Source organism: Actinopolymorpha pittospori, assembly GCF_014873875.1.
Taxonomy (GTDB): domain Bacteria; phylum Actinomycetota; class Actinomycetes; order Propionibacteriales; family Actinopolymorphaceae; genus Actinopolymorpha; species Actinopolymorpha pittospori.
In genome coordinates, this window is sequence record NZ_JADBEM010000001.1 from 10,465,389 (window position 1) to 10,486,132 (window position 20,744).

15 protein-coding genes are annotated in these 20,744 nt (G+C 66.2%); 9 read left to right on the top strand and 6 right to left on the bottom strand.

Features of this window, described 5'->3' with window-relative positions:
• Nucleotides 1–166: 166 nt before the first annotated feature.
• The 9 genes from HEB94_RS48455 (at nt 167) to HEB94_RS48495 (ending at nt 9,990) form a co-directional block, all read left to right on the top strand.
• The gene (locus HEB94_RS48455) at nt 167–1,726 is read left to right on the top strand and encodes an amidase family protein (protein ID WP_192756082.1); all 1,560 of its coding nucleotides are present in this window, start codon (nt 167–169) and stop codon (nt 1,724–1,726) included.
• A gap of 51 nt (nt 1,727–1,777) precedes the next feature.
• The gene (locus HEB94_RS48460) at nt 1,778–2,566 is read left to right on the top strand and encodes a GntR family transcriptional regulator (RefSeq protein WP_192756083.1); all 789 of its coding nucleotides are present in this window, start codon (nt 1,778–1,780) and stop codon (nt 2,564–2,566) included.
• A 28-nt stretch (nt 2,567–2,594) separates the two neighbouring features.
• Nucleotides 2,595–3,602, top strand: a complete 1,008-nt coding sequence (locus tag HEB94_RS48465; protein ID WP_192756084.1) for an ABC transporter ATP-binding protein — start codon at nt 2,595–2,597, stop codon at nt 3,600–3,602.
• A 119-nt stretch (nt 3,603–3,721) separates the two neighbouring features.
• On the top strand, nt 3,722–5,383 hold the full coding sequence (locus HEB94_RS48470; RefSeq protein WP_192756085.1) for an ABC transporter substrate-binding protein: 1,662 nt from the start codon (nt 3,722–3,724) through the stop codon (nt 5,381–5,383).
• A gap of 2 nt (nt 5,384–5,385) precedes the next feature.
• Nucleotides 5,386–6,330 (top strand): ABC transporter permease, encoded by a 945-nt coding sequence (locus HEB94_RS48475; RefSeq protein WP_192756086.1) that lies wholly within the window; start codon nt 5,386–5,388, stop codon nt 6,328–6,330.
• Nucleotides 6,331–6,340: 10 nt separating this feature from the next.
• Nucleotides 6,341–7,261, top strand: a complete 921-nt coding sequence (locus tag HEB94_RS48480; protein ID WP_192756087.1) for an ABC transporter permease — start codon at nt 6,341–6,343, stop codon at nt 7,259–7,261.
• 56 nt (nt 7,262–7,317) lie between these two features.
• Nucleotides 7,318–8,337, top strand: coding sequence for an ABC transporter ATP-binding protein (locus tag HEB94_RS48485; RefSeq protein ID WP_192756088.1), 1,020 nt, complete (start codon nt 7,318–7,320; stop codon nt 8,335–8,337).
• A gap of 1 nt (nt 8,338) precedes the next feature.
• Nucleotides 8,339–8,533, top strand: coding sequence for a hypothetical protein (locus HEB94_RS48490; protein WP_192756089.1), 195 nt, complete (start codon nt 8,339–8,341; stop codon nt 8,531–8,533).
• A 44-nt stretch (nt 8,534–8,577) separates the two neighbouring features.
• On the top strand, nt 8,578–9,990 hold the full coding sequence (locus HEB94_RS48495; RefSeq protein ID WP_192756090.1) for an amidase: 1,413 nt from the start codon (nt 8,578–8,580) through the stop codon (nt 9,988–9,990).
• Nucleotides 9,991–10,111: 121 nt separating this feature from the next.
• On the opposite strand, the gene HEB94_RS48500 is transcribed toward HEB94_RS48495, so the two are convergent.
• The 6 genes from HEB94_RS48500 to HEB94_RS48525 form a co-directional block, all read right to left on the bottom strand.
• Nucleotides 10,112–11,740 carry a hypothetical protein gene (locus tag HEB94_RS48500; protein WP_192756091.1) on the bottom strand — a complete coding sequence of 543 codons (1,629 nt, stop codon included), beginning with the start codon at nt 11,738–11,740 and terminating at the stop codon, nt 10,112–10,114.
• 256 nt (nt 11,741–11,996) lie between these two features.
• A complete protein-coding gene (locus tag HEB94_RS48505; protein ID WP_192756092.1) occupies nt 11,997–13,613 on the bottom strand; it encodes a hypothetical protein in 1,617 nt (538 codons plus the stop codon).
• A 385-nt stretch (nt 13,614–13,998) separates the two neighbouring features.
• Nucleotides 13,999–15,501, bottom strand: a complete 1,503-nt coding sequence (locus HEB94_RS48510; protein WP_192756093.1) for a hypothetical protein — start codon at nt 15,499–15,501, stop codon at nt 13,999–14,001.
• A 326-nt stretch (nt 15,502–15,827) separates the two neighbouring features.
• The gene (locus HEB94_RS48515; protein ID WP_192756094.1) at nt 15,828–17,363 is read right to left on the bottom strand and encodes a hypothetical protein; all 1,536 of its coding nucleotides are present in this window, start codon (nt 17,361–17,363) and stop codon (nt 15,828–15,830) included.
• 279 nt (nt 17,364–17,642) lie between these two features.
• A complete protein-coding gene (locus tag HEB94_RS48520; RefSeq protein ID WP_192756095.1) occupies nt 17,643–19,214 on the bottom strand; it encodes a hypothetical protein in 1,572 nt (523 codons plus the stop codon).
• A 389-nt stretch (nt 19,215–19,603) separates the two neighbouring features.
• Entirely contained in the window at nt 19,604–20,641 is a 1,038-nt protein-coding gene (locus HEB94_RS48525; RefSeq protein WP_192756096.1) for a hypothetical protein, read from the bottom strand.
• Nucleotides 20,642–20,744: the final 103 nt, after the last annotated feature.

Here is a 20,744-nt window from a genome sequence, read left to right on the forward strand (position 1 = left end):
AACACGTCAGCGGCGTATCAGGCCCCGAACTCCGACGTCTCCGCAGCTCAGAGCGGGTACGAACGGCTCGAACACCCGGCGTAACCAAACGCATACCAGAGCGACACCGCCCTGCAACCTCACCGCCGGACCGTCTTACCAGCGGCACGGATGAGGGGAGTACGGAATGTTCGCGGTTCCCGATGTGCACGAGGTGACAGCGGCGGCGAAGGCGCTGGGGATCCACCTCGGAGCCGACGAGGCGATCCTCTATCAGAAGTACCTCGTGGAGCAGTTGAAAGCGCTCGACAGTTTCCTGCAGTCGCGGCTGGAGGAAACACGCCCACCTTCGGTCCACCCAGAACGCGCGCCCGGCTATCGGCCCTCGGCCGAGGAGGACCCGCTCAACGCCTGGCTGTGGAAGTGCGACATTCCCGGTGCGCCCGAAGGGCTGCTCGCCAGGAAGACAGTGAGTTTCAAGGACCACATCGCCGTAGCAGGGATTCCGCTGACGTTCGGTTCGTACGTCATGGAGAGCTTCGTTCCGGACTTCGACGCCACCGTGGTCACGCGGGTCCTCGAGGCGGGTGGGCGGATCGTCGGCAAGAACGCCATGAACGGCTTCACCGGCGGGTTCGGGTTCGGTGGCGCCATCGGTGACTACGGGCGGCCGAAGAACCCGCACAATCCCGCCCATGTGACGGGCGGTTCGTCCTCCGGATCCGGCGCGGCCGTGGTCGCCGGCGAGGTCGACATCTCCTTCGGAGGAGACCAGGGCGGATCCATCCGCATTCCCGCGGCCTGGTCGGGCAACGTGGGACTGAAACCGACGTTCGGGCTGGTCTCACACTTCGGCATCGGCTTCGGTTCCGACCAGAGCATCGACTACACGGGCCCGATGACCCGAAGCGTCGAGGACGCCGCGGCGGCCCTGGACGCGGTCGCCGGACACGACGGGCTCGATCCCCGCCAGGGCCGCGATGTCCCGGAGCGGCTCGACGCGTCGAGCAGGTTGACGATGGGCATGGCCGGCATGCGCGTCGGCATTCTCGAGGAGGCCTTCGAATCGGCCGAGGACGACGTTCGCGACCTTGTGCTGGCCGCCGCCGAGACCATGGCCGACGCCGGAGCGAAGGTGTCGAAGGTCTCCGTACCCGAGCATCTCAGGGTGGGCGAGGCGGCCACCGCACTCGGTGCCGAGGGGTCCCGCGCGGTGTTCGACACCGGCTTCTTCGGCGCGTTCACGAGGACGTACTACCCCGCCTCACTCATTGCCGCCGTCCACAAGATGTTGACGATGCACGCGGACGTGCTCAACCCGCGGACGAAACTCAACTACCTCACCGCGGAGTTCAGCCGCCGCAACTTCCATGGCCAGGTCTACGCCAAGGCACAGAACGTGCGGAAGTCCTTCATCAAGGCCTACGACAAGGCGTTGACCGACGTCGACGTCCTGCTGATGCCGACCTGTCTCATGAAGGCACCGGAGTACGACCCGCCGACCGACCACCTGGCGGCGCTCGAAGAGAACCTCATGATGACCACCCGCAAGGCGGTGCGAAACACCCAACCGTTCAACTACACCGGGCATCCCGCTCTCGCCGTCCCCTGCGGCAAGTCGAACGGCCTTCCGGTGAGTATGCAGCTCGTGGGCCGGTTCTTCGACGATCCGCTGCTGCTGCGGGTGGCCTACGCGTACGAGAAGTCGGTGCCGTTCGCGGACATCATCGCCGTCGACGCACCGTGACCGACGAGGGACACCGCTGCTGACCCGGGGGAGTTTGGGGACGGTCGAGAGATGCGGGTCAGGCGAAGTCCAACCGACGCGACACCCGATGACGCCTGCCGGCGTTCCGGATCGCAGAGCGGGCGCCGACAGAGCGCGGTACGTCGCGTCCGGGACATACTCCGCGCCGAGATCGGGGGCGCGCGGAGTGGCAGTGTTCTGCACAGTGAGAGCCAACTCGTCGCGGAGTACGGCGTCAGTCGTGGGGTGATCCGCGAGGTCCTGGCCCTGCTCCGTGCGGAGGGGTTGATCGAGCGGCTGCAGGGCGCGGGGACCATTGTGGTCGCGCCGCAACGATCCGGACTCGGTATCGACGTGGCGCAAGGTCTTCCTGACGGTCTCGAATCGGGCCCGGCCCGGGTCTGTTGGGAGGTGCTGGACCTGGGCCGGATCCCGGCACCACCGCTGGTCGCGGCGCAACTCCAGCTTGCCCGGCCGGGGGAAGCGGTGGTCGTGGAGCACCGCACGAGTCTCGACGGGCGTCCGGTCGCGGTCCGGTCGCTCTGGCTCCCACTCGATCTGGGCGAGCCGCTGCTGCGGCCCGCCGCCCGCCTCACGATCTCCATCTATGACCTGCTGGAGCAGGAGCTCGGCTGCGAGGTCGGCGTCTCCGAGCTCAAGCTGCAGGCGACCACGGCCGACCCGGTGACCGCACCCGTGCTCGGTGTTCCCCCGGGTGCACCGCTGCTGCTGATGGAGCGGCTTGTACGTGGCATCGACGGTCGCCCCATCCAGTACAGCTTCGGGCGCATCCGGGCCGACCGGATCGTGCTCACCACCCAGGCGTCGCGGCGGGACTGATCTCCCGCCGGCCAGATAGGGAGAAGACATGAGCCTCACGCTCGTGAACACGCAGTCCGGCGAACAGGTGACATCGGACGCCGTGCTCGAGGTCCGCGACCTGTCCGTGGAGTTCAGGACCGAACGAGGCCCGCTCCGCGCCGTGAACGACGTGTCGTTTCGTCTCGAACAGAACAGGGTTCTCGCGGTGATCGGCGAGTCCGGGAGCGGCAAGAGCGCCATGCTCCGTTCGGTTCTGGGTATCCAGCCAGGTAGCGCGTCGATCACAGGCCAGGTGCTCCTGCAGGGTCGGGACCTGCTCACCCTGTCCAGCCGCGAGCGGGCGGCCACCCGGGGTCGCGACGTGTCCATGGTCTTCCAGGACCCGCTCACCGCGCTCGATCCTGTGTTCACCGTCGAACGTCAACTGGTGGAGACGCTGCGCAGACATCTCGGCCTGAGCCGACAGGCGGCACGTGCCCGGGCACTCGAACTCCTGGACCTCGTGCAGATCCCCTCCCCCGAACAGCGACTGCGGGCCTACCCGTTCGAGCTCAGCGGCGGTATGCGCCAGCGGGTCGTCATCGCCATGGCCCTCGCGTGCGAACCGAGCGTGCTGCTCGCTGACGAGCCGACCACCGCGCTTGACGTCACCGTCCAGGCGCGGATCCTGCGACTGCTGCGTGAGGTCCAGCGGCGCGGGACCATGAGCGTGGTCATCGTGACCCACGACCTCGCCGTGGCCGCCGAGATCGCCGACGAGGTCGCGGTGATGTATGCCGGGCGAATCGTGGAGATGGGCCCGGTCAACCAGGTGCTCCTGGATCCGGCTCACCCCTACACACGTGGCCTGGTGGAAGCCAACGTCCAGCCCGGCCAGCAGGCGCGTCCGCACTCGATTCCCGGCGCACCGCCCAGCCTGAGCAGGCTTCCCCGCGGATGCGCGTTCGCGCCGCGCTGCGAGGTCGCCACCCTCACCTGCTGGGAGGAGCGGCCGCAACCGGTACCCGCCGGCGGGACGCGCTGGAGTCGTTGCCATCTGTTGCGGTCCGCGTAGGCGGGTGTCGGCCACGTTCGTACCCCTCGGCGTGCGGCCGTCGGGTCGTCGATGCCCACGACGTCGTCGGCATCGACGGCACTGACCGCCAGACACGTTTCAGTCGAAGGCAGGTTCTGATGGGACAACCCTCGAAGGTGGGTCGGCCACGGCCCAGAGGTGTCGACCGCTGGAAGGTGGTCGCGGGCATCGCCGTCCTCGCCATGGTCGCCCTCGCCGCCTGCGGCGGCGGAGGAGACCGCGCGGCGAGCGGGACGGCACACAAGGGCAGCGGCGGCACCCTCCGGATCGCGATGTCGGCCGGGAACATCCCGTTCCCGGCCACCCCGCCGAACGAGGGCTATGAGGGGTACCGGTTCGTCGGGAACAACATCTACGACGGGTTGACCCGACTCAATGTCGAGCAGGCAAAGGAGATCGCGACGCCACACCCGGCCCTCGCGACCTCATGGCGGATCTCGCCCGACAAGCTCACCTGGACGTTCACACTCCGCGAGGGTGTCACCTTCCACGACGGGACCCCCTTCGACGCTGACGCCGTCCTCTTCCAGTTCGAACGCGTGAAGAACCCGGGCTTCGAGCTCTACGCCGACGTCGACGCGCCCCGGTACGCGACCTACTTCCGCTACTTCAGGACGTGGAAGAAGATCGACGACCACACGGTCGCGCTCACGACGACCCAGCCGTACGCCTGGGTGTTGTGGGACCTCGCCCACATCTACTTCCCGAGCCCCACAGCGGTGCGGAAGTACGGCAACGACAACTACAACGCGCACGCATCGGGCACCGGACCGTTCCGGATGACCAAGTACGTCGACGGTGAGGTCATGGAACTCAGCGCCAACGAGAAGTACTGGCGAGGCCGTCCCAAGCTCGACAAGATCGTCCTGTATCCGCAGCCGGAGGCGGCGGCCCGAATGTCGGCGCTGCAGTCCGCCGAGGTCGACTGGGCCGAGGTCCCCTCACCGGACGCGCTGGACCAGTTGAAGGGCGACGGTTTCCGGATCTACCTTGGCAAGTACCCGCACGGGATCATGCCCCGCTTCAACATGTTCCGGCCACCGTTCAAGGGCAACCTCAAGTTGCGCCAGGCGCTCAACTACGCACTGGACCGAGAGGGGACCGCCGCCCTCATCAACAACGTCGGCTATCCGGCGAAGCAGTACGTCTACCAAGGGCATCCCGACTACGACTCGTCGTTCCCGGGCTACACCTACGACCCGGCCAAGGCGAAGCGGCTGCTGGCCGAGGCCGGCTACCGGCCCGGTGAACTGAAACTGACCATGGGCTACACGACCGGCGGCTCCGGCAACATGTTCCCCGAGCCGATGATGCAGAAGCTCCAGGCCGACTTCAAGGCCGTTGGTGTCGACGTCGAATTGAAGCCGATGGAGTGGAACACGCTGATCACCGTCGGCCTCGAGGGCCTGGACAAGCAGCAGTGGTCCGACATCGACATCCTCTGGGCGTCTCCGGCGGCGGGGATGACTCCCAACGGCTACAGCACGACATTTCTGTGCGAACGTCCGGGCGGGTTGCCCAATGCGGCCGGCATGTGTAATCCCGACGTCGATCGGAACTATCTCGCGGCAGCTTCCTCCTTCGACCAGAAACAGTCACAGGCGGACCTGCGCGCGATGATGGATGCCGCGTTGAAGGACGCGGACTTCCTCTTCTGGATGCATGACCTGAACCTGAGGGTCATGTCACCGAAGGTCCACGGATACGTCCAACCGAAGTCCTGGTGGGTCGACTTCACGAAGATCTGGGTGGAGGAGTAGGCATGCTGCGTATTGGACTTCGACGGGCGGCCATGGCGGTCCCCATCCTGCTCGGGGTCACCGTCATCGTGTTCCTCCTGATGACGGTCCTTCCCGGTGACCCGGCCGCCGCGTTCATCGGTGAGGCCACGTCCGCGCAGGAGATCGCGAAGATCCGGGACGAGCTGGGACTGAACGACCCGCTCTCGGTGCGTTACGCGCATTGGCTCGTCGACGCCGCCACCGGCGACCTCGGCTACTCGCCGTACCGGCGGCGCGATGTGACCGACCTGCTCGCCCAGGCATGGATCAACACCGCCATCCTCGCCGGATGTTCGGCGGTGCTCGGCCTGGTGGGCGGCGTCGTCCTGGGCTTCGCCGCAGGCGTTCGGCGGGGCCGGCTGACAGACCGGGTGATCTCCGCGGCGAGCCTGACCGGGCTGAGCATTCCCTCGTTCTTCGTGGCGATCCTGATGCTCATCCTCTTCTCGGCGAAGCTCGGTGTCCTCCCCTCCGGGGGCGCGGTCCTCGACCAGGGGCCGCTGGTGTTCCTCCGGCATCTGCTGATGCCGATGGTCGCGGGGTCCCTCGCGACGATGGCGATCACGGCGCGGGTGACCCGGGCGAGCATCGTGCAGACCTACGCGGCGGACTTCGTCCAGACCCTGCGGGCCAAGGGGCTGGGCACCGTCGAGATCCTCCGGCACGTCCTGAAGAACGCCATCTCGCCGGTGCTCACGACTTCCGGGCTGCAGATCGGTTACCTGCTCGGAGGCTCGGTCCTCGTCGAGACGATCTTTCGGTGGCCGGGGATGGGCATGTTGGTCTTCAGCGCCATCAGCGCACGCGACCTGCTCGTGGTCCAGGGCGCCACGCTCGTCATCGCGCTCACCTTCGTGTTGGTGAACCTGATCGTCGACCTGCTGCAAGCCACCATTGACCCCCGCCTGCGGCGGGCCGTCGCCTGAGGGAGGAACCATGGCTGTGAACGACGCGGCCCCTCGCACCGTCCAGTCGCTGCGGGAGGAGTGGCACCGCCAGGAGGTCGGTGTCCAGGTGCGGTCCTTCTGGTCGGAGACGGTCCGACGGTTCCTACGGAACCGAGCCGGGGTGGTCGCCCTGGTCGTGCTGCTCCTGCTCATCGGCTCGGCCGTCCTCGCGCCCCTGTTGACGTCGTACGACCCACTCATCGGGCGACCGGTGGAACGCCTGCAGGGCCCGTTCAGTCCCGGCCACCTCCTCGGCACCGACGAGCAGGGCCGCGACATGCTGGCACGTCTCCTCTACGGCGGCCGGCTTTCCCTCGCCGCTGGGTTCGTCCCGCCGGTGGCGGCGACCATGATCGGAACCCTGATCGGCACCTGGGCCGGGTTCGTGGGCGGCGCGACCGGCGCGGTCCTGATGCGGATCATGGACATGCTGTACGCGTTCCCCGCGATCCTGCTGGCCATCGCGGTCGGCGCGTCACTTGGACCGGGCCTGCTGAACTCCATCGTCGCGGTCACGATCGTGTTCGTTCCGCCCGTCGCCCGGGTCGCGGAGTCGGCCACCCGCGAGGTGGCCACCCAGGAGTACATGGAGGCGGCGCGGCTGACCGGCGCACGACGTTTCACGCTGGTGCGGACCCAACTACTGCCGAACGTCCTCAACAACATCATCGTCTACGCCTCCGGCTTGGTGGGCGTCGCCATGATCGTCGCCGCGAGTCTCAGCTTCCTCGGGCTGGGTTCACAACCGCCCGCCCCTGAGTGGGGCGCCATGTTGAACAGCCTGCGGGGTGCGATCTATGCCGCTCCCGCGGTGGTCGCCCTCCCCGGACTGTTCATCTTCGTCACCTCGGTTGCCTTCAACACCGCGAGCGACGCGTTACGCGAGGCGATGGACTCCAGGCTCGACTAGGACGTTCACCTCAGAGCCCCGCCCTCAACCGGTACCGCCCGAAGGAGGAACAACCGATGCCAACCACCGACACCGCCCCGACGCCGGGCACCGCCCCCGACCCGCTGGTGGAGCTGGACCGCATCGTCAAGTCGTTCAGTGTCAAGGTCGGCCTGCGCCGGGCGCGGGTCTCCGCGGTGGACCAGGTCACCCTGGTCGTACCCGAGGGAGCCACGCTGGGGATCGTCGGCGAGTCCGGCTGCGGGAAGTCCACGCTCGCCAGGGTCGTGCTCGGCCTGCACACCCTCGACAACGGTCAGATCAGCTTCGACGGCCAGGCCCTCGCCAAACGACGGCGCCCCCGCAGGATCGTCGAACAGATGCAGATGGTCTTCCAGGACCCCTACTCCGCCCTCAACCCCCGGGCGTCGGTCGGAGAGTCGATCGCGTTTCCGCTCCGTGTCCAGGGTGTGGGAAAGCAGGAGGTTCGGCAGCGGGTCGCGAAGGTCCTCGAGGACGTCGGGCTGCACCCCAACTACGGCGGCTACTACCCACACCAACTCAGCGGTGGCCAGCGCCAGCGCGTCAACATCGCACGGGCGCTCGCCCTGCAACCACGGCTGATCGTGCTCGACGAGGCCGTCTCCGCACTCGACAAGTCGATCCAGGCGCAGATCCTGAACCTGCTGAAGGATCTTCAGGCGGAGTACAACCTCACCTACGTGTTCATCAGCCACGACCTGAACGTCGTGGAGTACATGAGCGACCAGGTCGCCGTCATGTATCTCGGTCAGGTCGTGGAGCTGTGTCCCGCCGAGGATCTCTACCGACAACCTCTGCACCCCTACAGTCAGGCACTCCTGGCCTCGATACCAGTCCTGGATCCAGGTCGCCGATCCAGCGACGAGGCGGGCCTGCGCGGTGAGATGCCAAGCCCACTGAACCCGCCGAGTGGGTGCCGGTTCCGTACCCGCTGCGCCTTCGCGATGGACGTGTGCGCGCAGCAAACGCCCGTCCTAACCAGGGCCGACGACGAGCACATGGTCGGGTGCCACCTCTACGCCCACGGAAGCCCCGAGCCCAACCACGGAGGATGACATGGACCCCCTCAGCAGCGCCGAAGCCGTCAAGGTGCTCCTGGCAACGGCGCGCCTCACCGTTTCCCCCGACGAGTTCGACCGCCTGGTCGGTGTCTATCCGCTCCTTCGGGCACAGGCCGACGGTCTGTACATGCCCGAACTCGAGTCGGAGGATCCCGCGCTGTCGTTCGATCCCACCGTCGCTCACGCATGACGTCACCCGGCGACCGGCCGACCTCACCCACGATCGGAGTATCGATGCCACAGGAACTCCCCCTGACCATCAGGGATGCCGCCGCAGCGTTGCGTTCGGGCACGTTGAACTCGGTCGAACTCACCACCGGAATCCTCAAGCGGGTCAGCGCTCTCAACGAGGCGGTCGGCGCCTACGTCACCGTCATGGAGGAGAGCGCTTTGGAGGCTGCGACCGCGGCCGACCAGGCGTTCACAGGCGGCGTCGACGCCGGACCCCTGCAGGGAATCCCGTTGGCCGTCAAGGACATCATCGCCACCAAGGACGCACCGACGACCGCCAACAGCCGGGTGCTGGACCCGGAATGGGGCAAGGGGGTGGACGCGCCGGTCGTGGCCCGGCTTCGCGACGCCGGAGCGGTGGTCGTCGGCAAGAGCACGACGAGCGAGTTCGCTCTTGGCCTTCCCGATCCGGAGAAGGGCTTCCCCGTTCCGCGCAATCCGTGGAACACCGCCCACACGGCGGGCGGCTCCAGCTCCGGCACCGGCATCGCCGTCGCCGCCGGACTGGCGTTGGGAGGGCTCGGCACCGACACCGGCGGGTCGGTCCGGTTCCCGGCCGCGATGAACGGACACACCGGGTTGAAGGTGACCTTCGGGCGGGTCCCCAAGAACGACGTCGTGCCCCTCGGCTACACCCTCGACTCGATCGGGCCAATGGCCCGAAGCGCCCACGACTGCGCGGTCATGCTTGAGGTGATGGCGGGCTACGACCCGGGCGACTCCTATGCCGCGGGGGTGGAGGTTCCCCCGTACTCCGCCGCGTTGACCGGGACCTTGGAGGGAGTCAGGGTCGGTGTGCCGATTCCGTACTTCTTCGACGCCGAGGGGCTCGACGACGAGGTACGCGACGCGGTATTCGCCGCCGTGGAGGTCCTGCGGGGAGCTGGCGCATCGGTCGCCGAGACGGTGGTGCCGTACGCACGACAGGCCAAGGAAGCCAACAGCATCACCATGGCGGGTGAGTCCTACGCCTACCACCGCGACAACCTCGTCCATCGCTGGACCCACTATGGGCGCTTCACTCGGCTCAGTCTCGGCCGTGGTGCCCTGTTCACGGCCGGGGACTACGCCCAGGCGCAGCGGTTCCGCTCCTTCTTCCGGCGGGCGGTCGCGGAGGTGTTCTCGTCGTTCGACGTTCTGGTCACCCCCACGTGGGCGAAGCCGGCGCCCCGCAGTGAGGAGATGTCGGCCGAGGCGATGGTGACCGCGCCGAGCTTCACCGGGCCGTGGAATCTCACCGGCCTCCCGGCTGCGGCCGTGCCCTGTGGCTTCAGCTCCTCGATCCTCCCCATCTCCATGCAGATCGTCGGAAAGCCGTTCACCGAGGCGACCGTGCTCAGAGTGGCCGACGCCTACCAACGGCAGACCGACTGGCACCTACGTGTTCCACCGCTCGCGGTTCAGGCCGCCGCCTGACCGTTGCCCGCAGACGCGTCCGGTCGCGCTCCGGAGCCGAGCTTCGTTGCTCGACCCCGGGCGCGACCGGACCGGATGTGCGTTGTTCAGTTGTCGCTGTCCGAGGTACCTGTCGCGGGGATCAGCCGAAGCAGTTAGGAACCTCCTCGAACTCCGGCCCGTCAGCACAGTTGGTCGGGCGGTTCTTGATGATCGTCGACTCGTCGTCCACGAAGACGTTGTCGTTGGTGGTCGCGAGGCCACCAGGCGGCTCGGTCGAGGCGTTCTCGACGACCCGGGTGTCCCTCAGGGTGAGGCGGCCGTTGGCGATGTTGACGATTCCGCCGCCCACCGCGTCGTCACCGAAGGCGGTGTTCTGCTTGACCTCGCTGTCACGCAGGACGAACTCGCCGCTGTTGAAGACACCACCGTCTTGGGTGAGGGCCTTGTTCTCGTTGATCTCGCTCTTCTCGACCACGACCTCGCCACCGAGGTTGAAGGCACCGCCGCCGCTCTCGGACGCGGTGTTGTGCTTGACCACGCTGTCACGCACAAAGGTGGTCGATCCGCCGTTCCAGAACCCACCGCCGTCGTTGCCGGCGGTGTTGTCGGTCAGGGCGCTGCCCTTGATCTCGGTGATGGTGTCGGCACCGGAGGTGAAGACGCCACCGCCGGCCGTGAGCGCGTCGTTGTCGTCCACCTTGGTGTCGGTCACCTTGGCGACGCCGCGGAAGTTCGCGAGCGCGCCACCCAGGTCAGCGCTGTTGCGGTCCAGTCGGGCGTCCTCGACGGTGAGGGACCCGACGTTGTAGATCGCGCCGCCGTTGTCCTCGGCACTATTGTTGGTGATCTTCGTGGCGCCGTCCCGGACACCATCCTTGCCGTAGCTGTCCTCGGTGCTGTCGGTGCTGTCGGTGCTGTCGGTGCTGTCGGTGCCGTCCTTGCCCGACCAGTCGTCGCCGTGGTCGTCCTTCTTGCCGTCGTCCTTCGGGTCGTCCTTGCGATTCTCGTCACCGAGGATCCTGGTGACGCCACGATTGGCGATCGCACCGCCGTTGGAACTGGACCGGTTGAGGGCGAACGTGCTGTCCTCGACGCTCGCCCGACCGCCCTCCCGAACGAGCAGACCACCGCCGCCATGGTCGCTTCGCGTGTCGCCACCCTTGACGGTCAGGTCACGCAGGGTCAGGTTGCCACCTTCGCCGACGGTGAAGATGCGGAACGGGTCGGCGTTGGCCGCACGCACGATGGTCGCACCGTTTCCGTTGATGCTGACCCGTTCTTTGATCTCTGGAAGGCCGCTGCGGCTGTCGGTGTCGTCGTACGCGGTCAGGGTGTAGGTGCACTTGGGGTCGAGTTCGAGCTTCTGTCCCCCCTTGGCGTTGGCGCGGACGATCGCCTCGATCAGGTCGTCGGAATCGCAGGGCACCTCCCTGACGTCCTCTTTGCCGTCCTTGCCGTCCTTCCAGTCCTCACCTGCGTCGTCGGAGCCTCCGTCGGCCGCCGGACGTGCGATCGACTGGCCGGCCGGTCCGTGCACGTCGACCAGCCCACTCAGGCCGGCCGTGGGTCCGACAGCAGCCACCACACTTACCGCCGCCAGGCCGCTTGCGCCGATCAGGCCTCCGACCGCGGCCTGATACCAGCGTCTCTTCCTGTGTTCCGAACCGAACTCCATAACCGTCCCCCGATTTTGGAACTGCGGACACCGACACGTTATTAGGCCCCCGTAATCAACTCCCGGGAAATCGTCGGATCGGCTCTTCTGCATTACCGGGAAGAAAAGGTGACGACAATTCTCCTGACCGCTGACAGGGAACAATCGGCGCACCGCCCGTCATTGCTCCCCTGGTTTTGGGTGACCGACCGAACATGTGCCTGACACACCGGCGAGTTCGCACAAACAGAATCCGGTCGCGCACCGGAACCGAGCTGAGGCTCGATCCCGGGCGCGACCGGAGAGATGTGTGCGCTGTTCAGTTGTGTCGTTCACCGGCCGCGGTGCGAGTCCCGGCCGGCCCGTGGAATCATCCGAAGCAGTTCGGGACCTCCTCGAAAATCGGCCCGTCGGCGCAGTTGGTCGGACGGTTCTTGATGATCACCGACTCGTCGTCCACGAAGACGTCGTCCAGAGCCGCGATGCCACCAGGTGGCTCCGTCGACGCGTTCTCGATGACCCGCGTGTCGGTCAGGCGCAGGTCGCCGCTCACGTGGAAGATGCCGCCACCGACAGCACCCACGCCGAAGGCGGTGTTGCGATTGACCTCGCTGCGACGCAGGACGAGATCGCCCAGCGCGTTCGCCGCGCCTCCGCCGTCGCCGGTGAGGGCCTTGTTCTCGTTGATCTCGCTCTTCTCGACAACCGCCTCACCACCGATCTGCTGGAGCCCGCCGGCGTCGTCCCGTGCGGTGTTGTGCTTGATCTTGGTGTCGCGGACGTAGAGCGACGCGGCGCCGTTCCAGACACCGCCGCCGTCCTCGCCGGCGTTGTTGTTGGTCACCGAGCTCTTGTCGATCTGGGTGATCGTGCCCGCGTTGATGGAGGCGACGCCGCCACCGACCCCGAGTGCCTGGTTACCGTCGATCTTCGTCTTGGTCACCTTCGCGACGCCGGCGACGTGCAGCAGTGCCCCGCCCGCGTCTTCGGTGTCGTTGCGGGTCAGCTTCGCCTTCTCCACCGTCAAGGACCCGGCGTTGAAGACCGCACCGCCACCGTCCTCCGCGTTGTTGAAGGTGAGCTTGCTCGCGCCGTCCCGAGAACCGTCCTTGTCGTCGTATGAGGAGTCGTCCTCGTACTCCTTCTTGTTGCCGTACTCCTTCTCGTCGCCCTTGCCGGGGTCGTCCTTCTTGGGGTCGTCCTTCTTCGGGTCGTCCTTGTGGTCGTCGGACTTCTCACCGACGATCCTGGTGATGCCGAGGTTGCTGACGGCACCGCCGACCGAGTCGGTCCGGTTGAGGGTGAAGGTGCTTCCCTCCACCGTCGCGCGGCCGCCCTCCTGGACCAGCAGCGCACCGCCCCCGAGGTCGCCGCGAGCGTCGCCGCCCTTGACCTTGAGGTCGCTGAGTGTCAGGTCACCACCGACCCCGACGGTGAAGATGCGGAACGGAGCCGCGTTGGCCGCGCGCACGATGGTCGCACCGTTTCCGTTGATCTTGACCCGGCCGAGGATCTCCGGCAGGCCGGTCACCTCGCCCATGTCGTTCTCGATGTCGTCGTAGGCGGTGAGGGTGTAGGTGCACTTGGGCTCGAGTTCCAGCTTGGCGCTGCCCTCGGCGTTGGCGTGGACGAGCGCGGCGATCAGCTCGTCGGGGTCACAGCGCACCTTGATGTCCCGGTGCTCCTTCCCCTTCTCGCCGTCCTTCCCCTTGTCGCCGTCCTTGCCGTCCTTGCCGTCCTTGCCATCCTTGGCCCAGTCGTCCTTGCCCGAGCTTCCGCCTTCCTCACCGTTGTCGCCGTCATTGCCAGCACTCCGACCGTCGGCCTGCTCCTTGGAGCCGCCGTCGACCGGCGGACGCGCCACCGTCCGCCCCGAGGAAGACTGCCGATCAGCGGGATTAGACGTGCCCGCATCGGGCGTGACCATCGTCATCACACCCACCGCCGCCAGGCCACTCGCGCCGACCAGACCGCCGACGGCGGCCATGTACCAGCGTCTTTTTCTGCGTGAGCCAAACTCCATAACCGTCCCCCGAAATTGGAAGGTGCGGACAATGGCTACGCTATTAGTCGCCAGTATTCAACTCCAACGAATCGGCGGATTCGCGCTATTGCAATACCTGATTTCCTATCCGAACGGCATTTTCCAAACCGGACAACAGGTCCGAACAAGTCTGTCCCGGGCCAGCCACGGTGTGCACTCTCAGAAGCTGTCCGACGCAAACTGAAAGGAGCCGACATTCCTTGGGGCAAGGGCCCAGAACACGGATCCGGTCGCGCACCGGAGCCGAGCTTTGTGCTCGACCCCGGGCGCGACCGGAATGGGACTTCCGTTGTTCAGTTGTGTCCGTCGACCTGACGGACCCTGAGGATCAGCCGAAGCAGTTCGGCACTTCCTCGGGGCTGCCCGCACAGTTGGTCGGACGGTTCTTGATGATCTTCGAGTCGTCGTCCACCGTGACGCCATCCTCGACCTCGTTGAAGATGCCGCCAGGCGCTTCGGTGGAGGCGTTCTCGATGACGTCGGTGTCGGTCAACCTGAGGTTGCCCTCGTCGCCGTTGTCGACGAAGTTGGCGATGCCGCCGGCGACGGCATCCTCGGCGAACGCCGTGTTCTTGTTGACCTCACTCTTGCGCAGTACCGCATCGCCGGCGTTGGCGAAGCCACCCGCGCCGTCGCCGAGCGCCTTGTTCTTGTTGAACTCGCTCTTGTCGGCCACGAACGTGCCGAAGTTGACGGCACCTCCGCCGATGTCCGCCGCGGTGTTGCCCTCGACCTCGGTGCGCTGCAGGTAGAAGGTGCCACCGAAGTTCCCGATACCGCCGCCGTCATCGCCGCTGGTGTTGTCCTTCACCCAGCTGTCCTTGACCGTCGTGATCGAGTCCTCTTCGTTGTCGATACCGCCGGAGTCGTCCACCGCCTGGTTGTGGTCGATGCGCGTCTTGCTCACGGTCGCGACCCCACCGTCGTTCTCGAGTCCACCACCGAAGTTGCCAGCGGCGTTACGACTGATGCGAGCGCCCTCCACCTTCAGCGACCCGGTGCTGTAGACCCCTCCGCCGTCGACCTCGGCGAAGTTGTTCGTGAGCTCGGATCCGCTGTCCTCGCTGTAGTCGTCCTTCTTGCTGCCGTCCTTGCCGTACTCGTCCGAGCCGTCCTTGCCGTAGTCGTCCTTCTTGGGGTCGTCCTTCTTGCCGCCGTCCTTCTCGGACTTGTCCCCACCGTTGATCTTGGTGATGCCGAGGTTGGTGATCGCGCCACCGAAGCTGTCGGACCGGTTGAGCGTGAGCTTGCTGTCCTCGACGGAGGCCCGGCCACCTTGCCGGACCAGCAGCGCACCACCACCCACGTCGCTGTCGCGCGCGTCGCCACCCTTGAGCGTGAGATCACGCAGGGTCAGGTCGCCTCCGACACCGACGGTGAAGATGCGGAACGCCTCGGCGTTGGCGGCGCGGACGATCTTCGCACCGTTGCCGTCGATCTTGACCCGCTCCACGATCTCCGGGAGGCCGCTGACCTCCTCGTCCTCCTCGTCGAACGCGGTCAGGGTGTAGGTGCACTTCGGCTCGAGTTCGAGCTTGACACCACCATCGGCATTGGCGCGGACGAGAGCCGCGATCAGCTCGTCAGGGTCGCACCCGACCTTCTTGACGTCCTCGTCCTTGCGCTTGTCGTCGTCCTTCTTACCGTCGTCCTTGGACCCGCCGTCGGCCGCCGAACGCGCCACCGTCTGCTCGGCCGCCGCGGCCGGAGCCGCCGACGGCGTGACGATGGTGACCACTCCCGCAGCCGCCGCCAGCCCACCAGCACCGACGATGCCGCCAACCACGGCGACGTACCACCGCTTCTTTCTGTGTTCCGAACCGAATTCCATTACCGTCCCCCGATTTTGGAACCTACGGACAACGCCACAGTATTAGGCGCCCGTAATCGGTTCTGGAGAACGGCGCAACCCATTGTTTTGCAACACCGCGAGAATGTGTCGGACGAGACGGTTCTACGAGCCGGTTAATGGCCGTCGGGATGCGACGACAGACATGTCGGCGGCAGGGGCCGGAGGTGGCGCCGAAATCGATCCGCGCGTCCCTGACATGCATCCGGTCGCGGCCGGGATCGAGTCTCCTGCTCGTCCCGGCCGCGACCGGATGGTCGTGGGTTCTTTCAGTTGTGTCTACCGGTTCTGCCTGGTGGTCCCGAGCGTCAGCCGAAGCAGTTCGGCACGTCCTCGGGGCTGCCCGCGCAGTTGGTCGGACGGTTCTTGATGATCGTCGACTTGTCGTCCACCAGAACCCCGTCCTCGACGTCGTTGAGGATGCCGCCAGGCGCCAGGGTCGAGGCGTTCGCGATGACCTCGGAGCGCGTCAACCGGACGGTGCCCTCGTCGATGTTGGCGATGCCGCCAGCGGTCCCAGCCTCACCGAAGGCGACGTTCTTGTTGACTTCGCTGTTGCGGAGCACGGCGTCGCCCAGGTTCAGCAGGCCACCACCGATACCCGTCAGGGCCTTGTTCTCGTTGATCTTGCTCTTCTCGACCGTGAGCGGGCCCTCGATGTTCAGCACGCCACCGCCGAAGGTCCGGGCAGTGTTGTGAACAACCTTGCTGCGCTCCACGAAGAACTGCCCCTCGTCGTTGAAGAAGGCACCGCCGTTCTCCGCGTTGTTGTCGTGCACGTAGCTTTCCTTGACCTGCGTGATCGCGCCTTCACCCTCGGAGGAGATCGCGCCACCTTCGTCCAGGGCCTGGTTGTGGTCGATCTCGCTCTTGGTCACCTTCACGACACCGGCGAAGGTGGCCAGCGCGCCACCGTTCTCGGCGTCGTTCCGGCTCAGGCGCGTCTTCTCGATGGTCAGCGCGCCCACGTTGGCGATCGCACCGCCATCCTCGACGGCGCTGTTGTTGATGATCTCCGAACCGCCGTCGCGGTGGTCGTCGTCCTTCTTGCTGCCGTCCTTGCCATAGTCGTCCTTCTTCGGATCGTCCTTCTTGTCGTCGTCTTTCTTGCCGTCGTCCTTCTCGGACTTGTCCTCACCAGAGATCTTGACGATGCCGAGGTTGGTGATGGCACCACCGAAGCTGTCGGACCGGTTGAGGGTGAGTTTGCTGTCCTCGATGGTGGCCCGGCCGCCCTCCTGGACCAGCAGCGCGCCACCACCCAACTCGGTCTCACGGGCGTCACCGCCCTTGACCGTCAGATCGCGAAGCGTCAGGTCGCCACCGACACCGACGTTGAAGATGCGGAACGGCACCGCGTTCGCCGCACGGACGATCTTCGCGCCGTTACCGTCGATCTTGACCCGCTCCACGATCTGCGGAAGCCCACTCAGCTCGTTCTCGTAGCCGGTGTCACCCACGTCGTACGCGGTCAGGGTGTAGGTGCACTTGGGCTCCAACTCGAGCTTCGCACCACCATCGGCATTGGCACGAACCAGCGCCGCGATCAGCTCGTCAGGGTCACAGCCGATCTTCTTGACGTCCTTGCGCTTGTCGTCGTCCTTCTTGCCGTGATCCTTGCCGTCGTCCTTCGACCCACCGTCGGCCGCCGAACGCGCCACCGTCTGCTCCGCGGCCGATGCCGGACCAGTAGACGGTGCGATGATCGTCACCACACCAGCCGTCGCCAGACCACCAGCACCGACGATGCCGCCAATCACGGCAACGTACCACCGCTTCCTTCTGTGTCCCGAACCTAATTCCATTACCGTCCCCCGATTTTGGAACCTGCCGACAACACACACGGTATTAGCCGCCGATAAGACGTTCCAACGGAATAGCCAGATCGAGGCTTCTGCAATACCTGAAAAGAATATGGATAGACACGGCCCTCGCTATTAATTGAGAGACGAGTAGCGACGACAAAGGGGCCTTTTCGAACAAGAATGAGGTCCACACAGGGCGTAAGACCAAACGCCTCCGGCCGCGCACCGGAGCCGAGTATGTGCTCGGCTCCGGGCGCGACCGGACTTGTTCCCGCGGTGTTCAGTTGTTCCTGTCACATGCGTGAGCCAGCCTGCGGGTCAGCCGAAGCAGTTCGGCACGTCCTCGGGGCTGCCCGCGCAGTTGGTCGGACGGTTCTTGATGATCGTCGACTTGTCGTCCACCAGAACCCCGTCCTCGACGTCGTTGAACACGCCGCCAGGTGCCTCAGTCGAGGCGTTCTCGATGACGTCGGTCTTCGTCAGCCTGAGCGTCCCCTCGTCGACGTTCACGATGCCGCCACCGAACCCGCTGAACTCGCTGAACGGGGCGAACGCCGTGTTCTCGTTGACCTCGCTGTTGCGCAGAACGGCCTCTCCCGCGTTTCCGAAGCCGCCGGCGACGCCGCCGATGGCCTTGTTCTCGTTGAGCTTGCTCTTCTCGACCACGAACTCGCCGAAGTTGTTGATGGCGGCTCCGCCATCGTCCCCAGCGGTGTTGTGCACGACCTTGCTGCGCTCCACGAAGAACTGCGAGCCCTCGCTGAAGAACGCACCGCCGTCTTCCCCAGCGGTGTTGTCGTGCACGTAGCTTTCCTTGACCTGCATGATCGTGCCATCGCCCTCGGCGAAGACGGCACCGCCGTCCTCGAGCGCCTGGTTGTGGTCGACCTCGCTCTTGGTCACCTTCGCGACGCCAGCGAAGGTGGCCAGCGCGCCACCGTTCTCGGCGTCGTTACGGCTCACGCGCGTCTTCTCGACCGAGAGCGCACCGACGTTGGCGATCGCACCACCGTCGAGCACGGCACTGTTGTTGGTGATCTCCGAGCCGTCCTCGCGGTGATCGTCCTTCTTGCTGCCGTCCTTGCCGTAGTCGTCCTTCTTCGGATCGTCCTTCTGGTCGTCGTCCTTCTCGGACTTGTCCTCACCAGAGATCTTGGTGATACCGAGGTTGGTGATGGCACCACCGAAGCTGTCGGACCGGTTCAGGGTGAGCTTGCTGTCCTCGACGGTGGCTCGGCCGCCCTCCTGGACCAGCAGCGCACCGCCACCCAACTCGGTCTCGCGCGCGTCGCCGCCCTTGAGCGTGAGGTCGCGAAGCGTCAGGTCGCCGCCGACGCCGACATTGAAGATGCGGAACGGCTCGGCGTTGGCCGCGCGGACGATCTTCGCGCCGTTGCCATCGATCTTGACCCGCTCCACGATCTGCGGGAGCCCACTCAGCTCGTTCTCGAAGCCGGTGTCGCCCTCGTCGAAGGCAGTCAGGGTGTAGGTACACTTCGGCTCGAGCTCGAGCTTCGCACCACCATCGGCATTGGCGCGGACGAGAGCCGCGATCAGCTCGTCAGGGTCGCAGCCGATCTTCTTGACGTCCTTGCGCTTGTCGTCGTCCTTCTTGCCGTCGTCCTTCTTGCCGTCGTCCTTCTTGCCGTCGTCCTTCTTGCCGTCGTCCTTCTTGCCGTCGTCCTTCTTGCCGTCGTCCTTCTTGCCGTCGTCCTTGGACCCGCCGTCGGCCGCCGAACGCGCCACCGTCTGCTCCGCGGCCGATGCCGGACCAGTAGACGGTGCGATGATCGTCACCACACCAGCCGTCGCCAACCCACTGGCACCGACCATGCCGCCGACGACGGCGACGTACCACCGCTTCCTTTTGTGTTCCGAACCGAATTCCATTACCGTCCCCCGATTTTGGAACCTACGGACAACGCCACAGTATTAGGTCGCGGTAATCAACTCCACGGAAATGCTAGATCGATCCTTTCGCAATACCACCCAGGAATTCGGCCGTCACATTCTTCAAACCGAAGACGGTGGCGGCTGTAAGCGAATACGAGGCCACAGGTGAGCCTGGACCTCAAAGCGGGAAGCTGGGGACTCATTCGGCCCGCCGGTACCCGGATTTGCCGCGTTCGGACGGCTCCCCCGAACACGAAGTCCGGCCGCGCCCGAGGGCCGAGCACCGTGCTCGACCCGGGCGCGACCGGACTGGGACTCGCGCTTCTTCGTGGTGTCCGCCGCAGTGCGTCACACCGTTTCGACCAGGCGCTGGGCGGTTGCGACGTCTAGCGGGTGAAGCCGCCGCCCTGCTGGTCCTCGGTCATCGACTCCTCGCCCATCGCGGCGTTGGCGGCATCGTCACTGTCGTCTGCAGCCCGCTCGCCCATGGCGCCGGAGAGTTGGCCGAGCAGGGACTCCCGAGCCTTCTCCGCCTGTCCGCCGTGGCCGTCGGCGAGATCGTCGCCAGCTTGGTCGAGGAAGCGGCGTAGCTCGTCTCCAGGTGCCTCAGCTTCTGCCTTACCGTCCTCAGCCGCCGCCATGTCGTCCTCGGCCGCCGCCATGTCGTCCTCGGCTGCCGCCTTGCCGTGGTCCGCCTTGCCGTGCTCCGCCTTACCGTCCGCGGCATCTGCCATGCCGTCTGCCGCCTCCGCCTTGCCGTCCTCAGCCGCCGCCATGTCGGCCCCGGCCGCCGCCTTGCCGTGCTCCGCCATGCCGTCCGCTGCCGTGGCACCCTCGTCCATGGCGCCGTCCGGTCGGGCGGAAGAGTCACCCGCACCGAACCCACGTGCGTCGGTCGAGGCTTCGTTGTCGCTGTTCGCCGCGGCCGCATCGTCGCCCCACGCGGCCGCGAGGAGGCGGCTGCGGTTGGGCTCAAAGCCTCCCGCCAGGACGCGGTCCTCGAAGCTGCTGATCATGCCCCTCACCCGGGCCGCCGCTTCGGTCGCTCCGGCGCTGGCCTCGTCGCTGGGCCCGGTGCTTGGTTGGCTGGGCACGGCCCGCATGCTCGCGCCGGCCTCGCCGAGGAGATCCTGGCCGAGCCCGGGCGCACTGTGGTCGAGGCGGAGTCGCGCCCGGAACGCGTCTGCCTTACCCGACGCCGCGCTCATGTCGGACCGAGCGCCGGCCGCTCTCTCGGAGCCATCATCGGCGACCGTGCGTGTGACCTGCTGGTCCAGCGGTCCTGTCGGATCTGTTGGGCCGTTCGCGGCGCCCGCCGGCGTGACGCACGTCATCACGCCCAAGGCCGCGAGACCACTCGCACCGGCCAGGTGTCCGGCGGCGACCAGATACCAGCGCTTCCTGCGTTCTGTACCGAAGTTCATAACCGTCCCCCGAAATAGAACTTCCCGATACGGCCACGCTATTAGCCGCAAGTAATGGATCTGAAAGGATCGTCATATCGGTGATTGGCAACACCTACCTTTG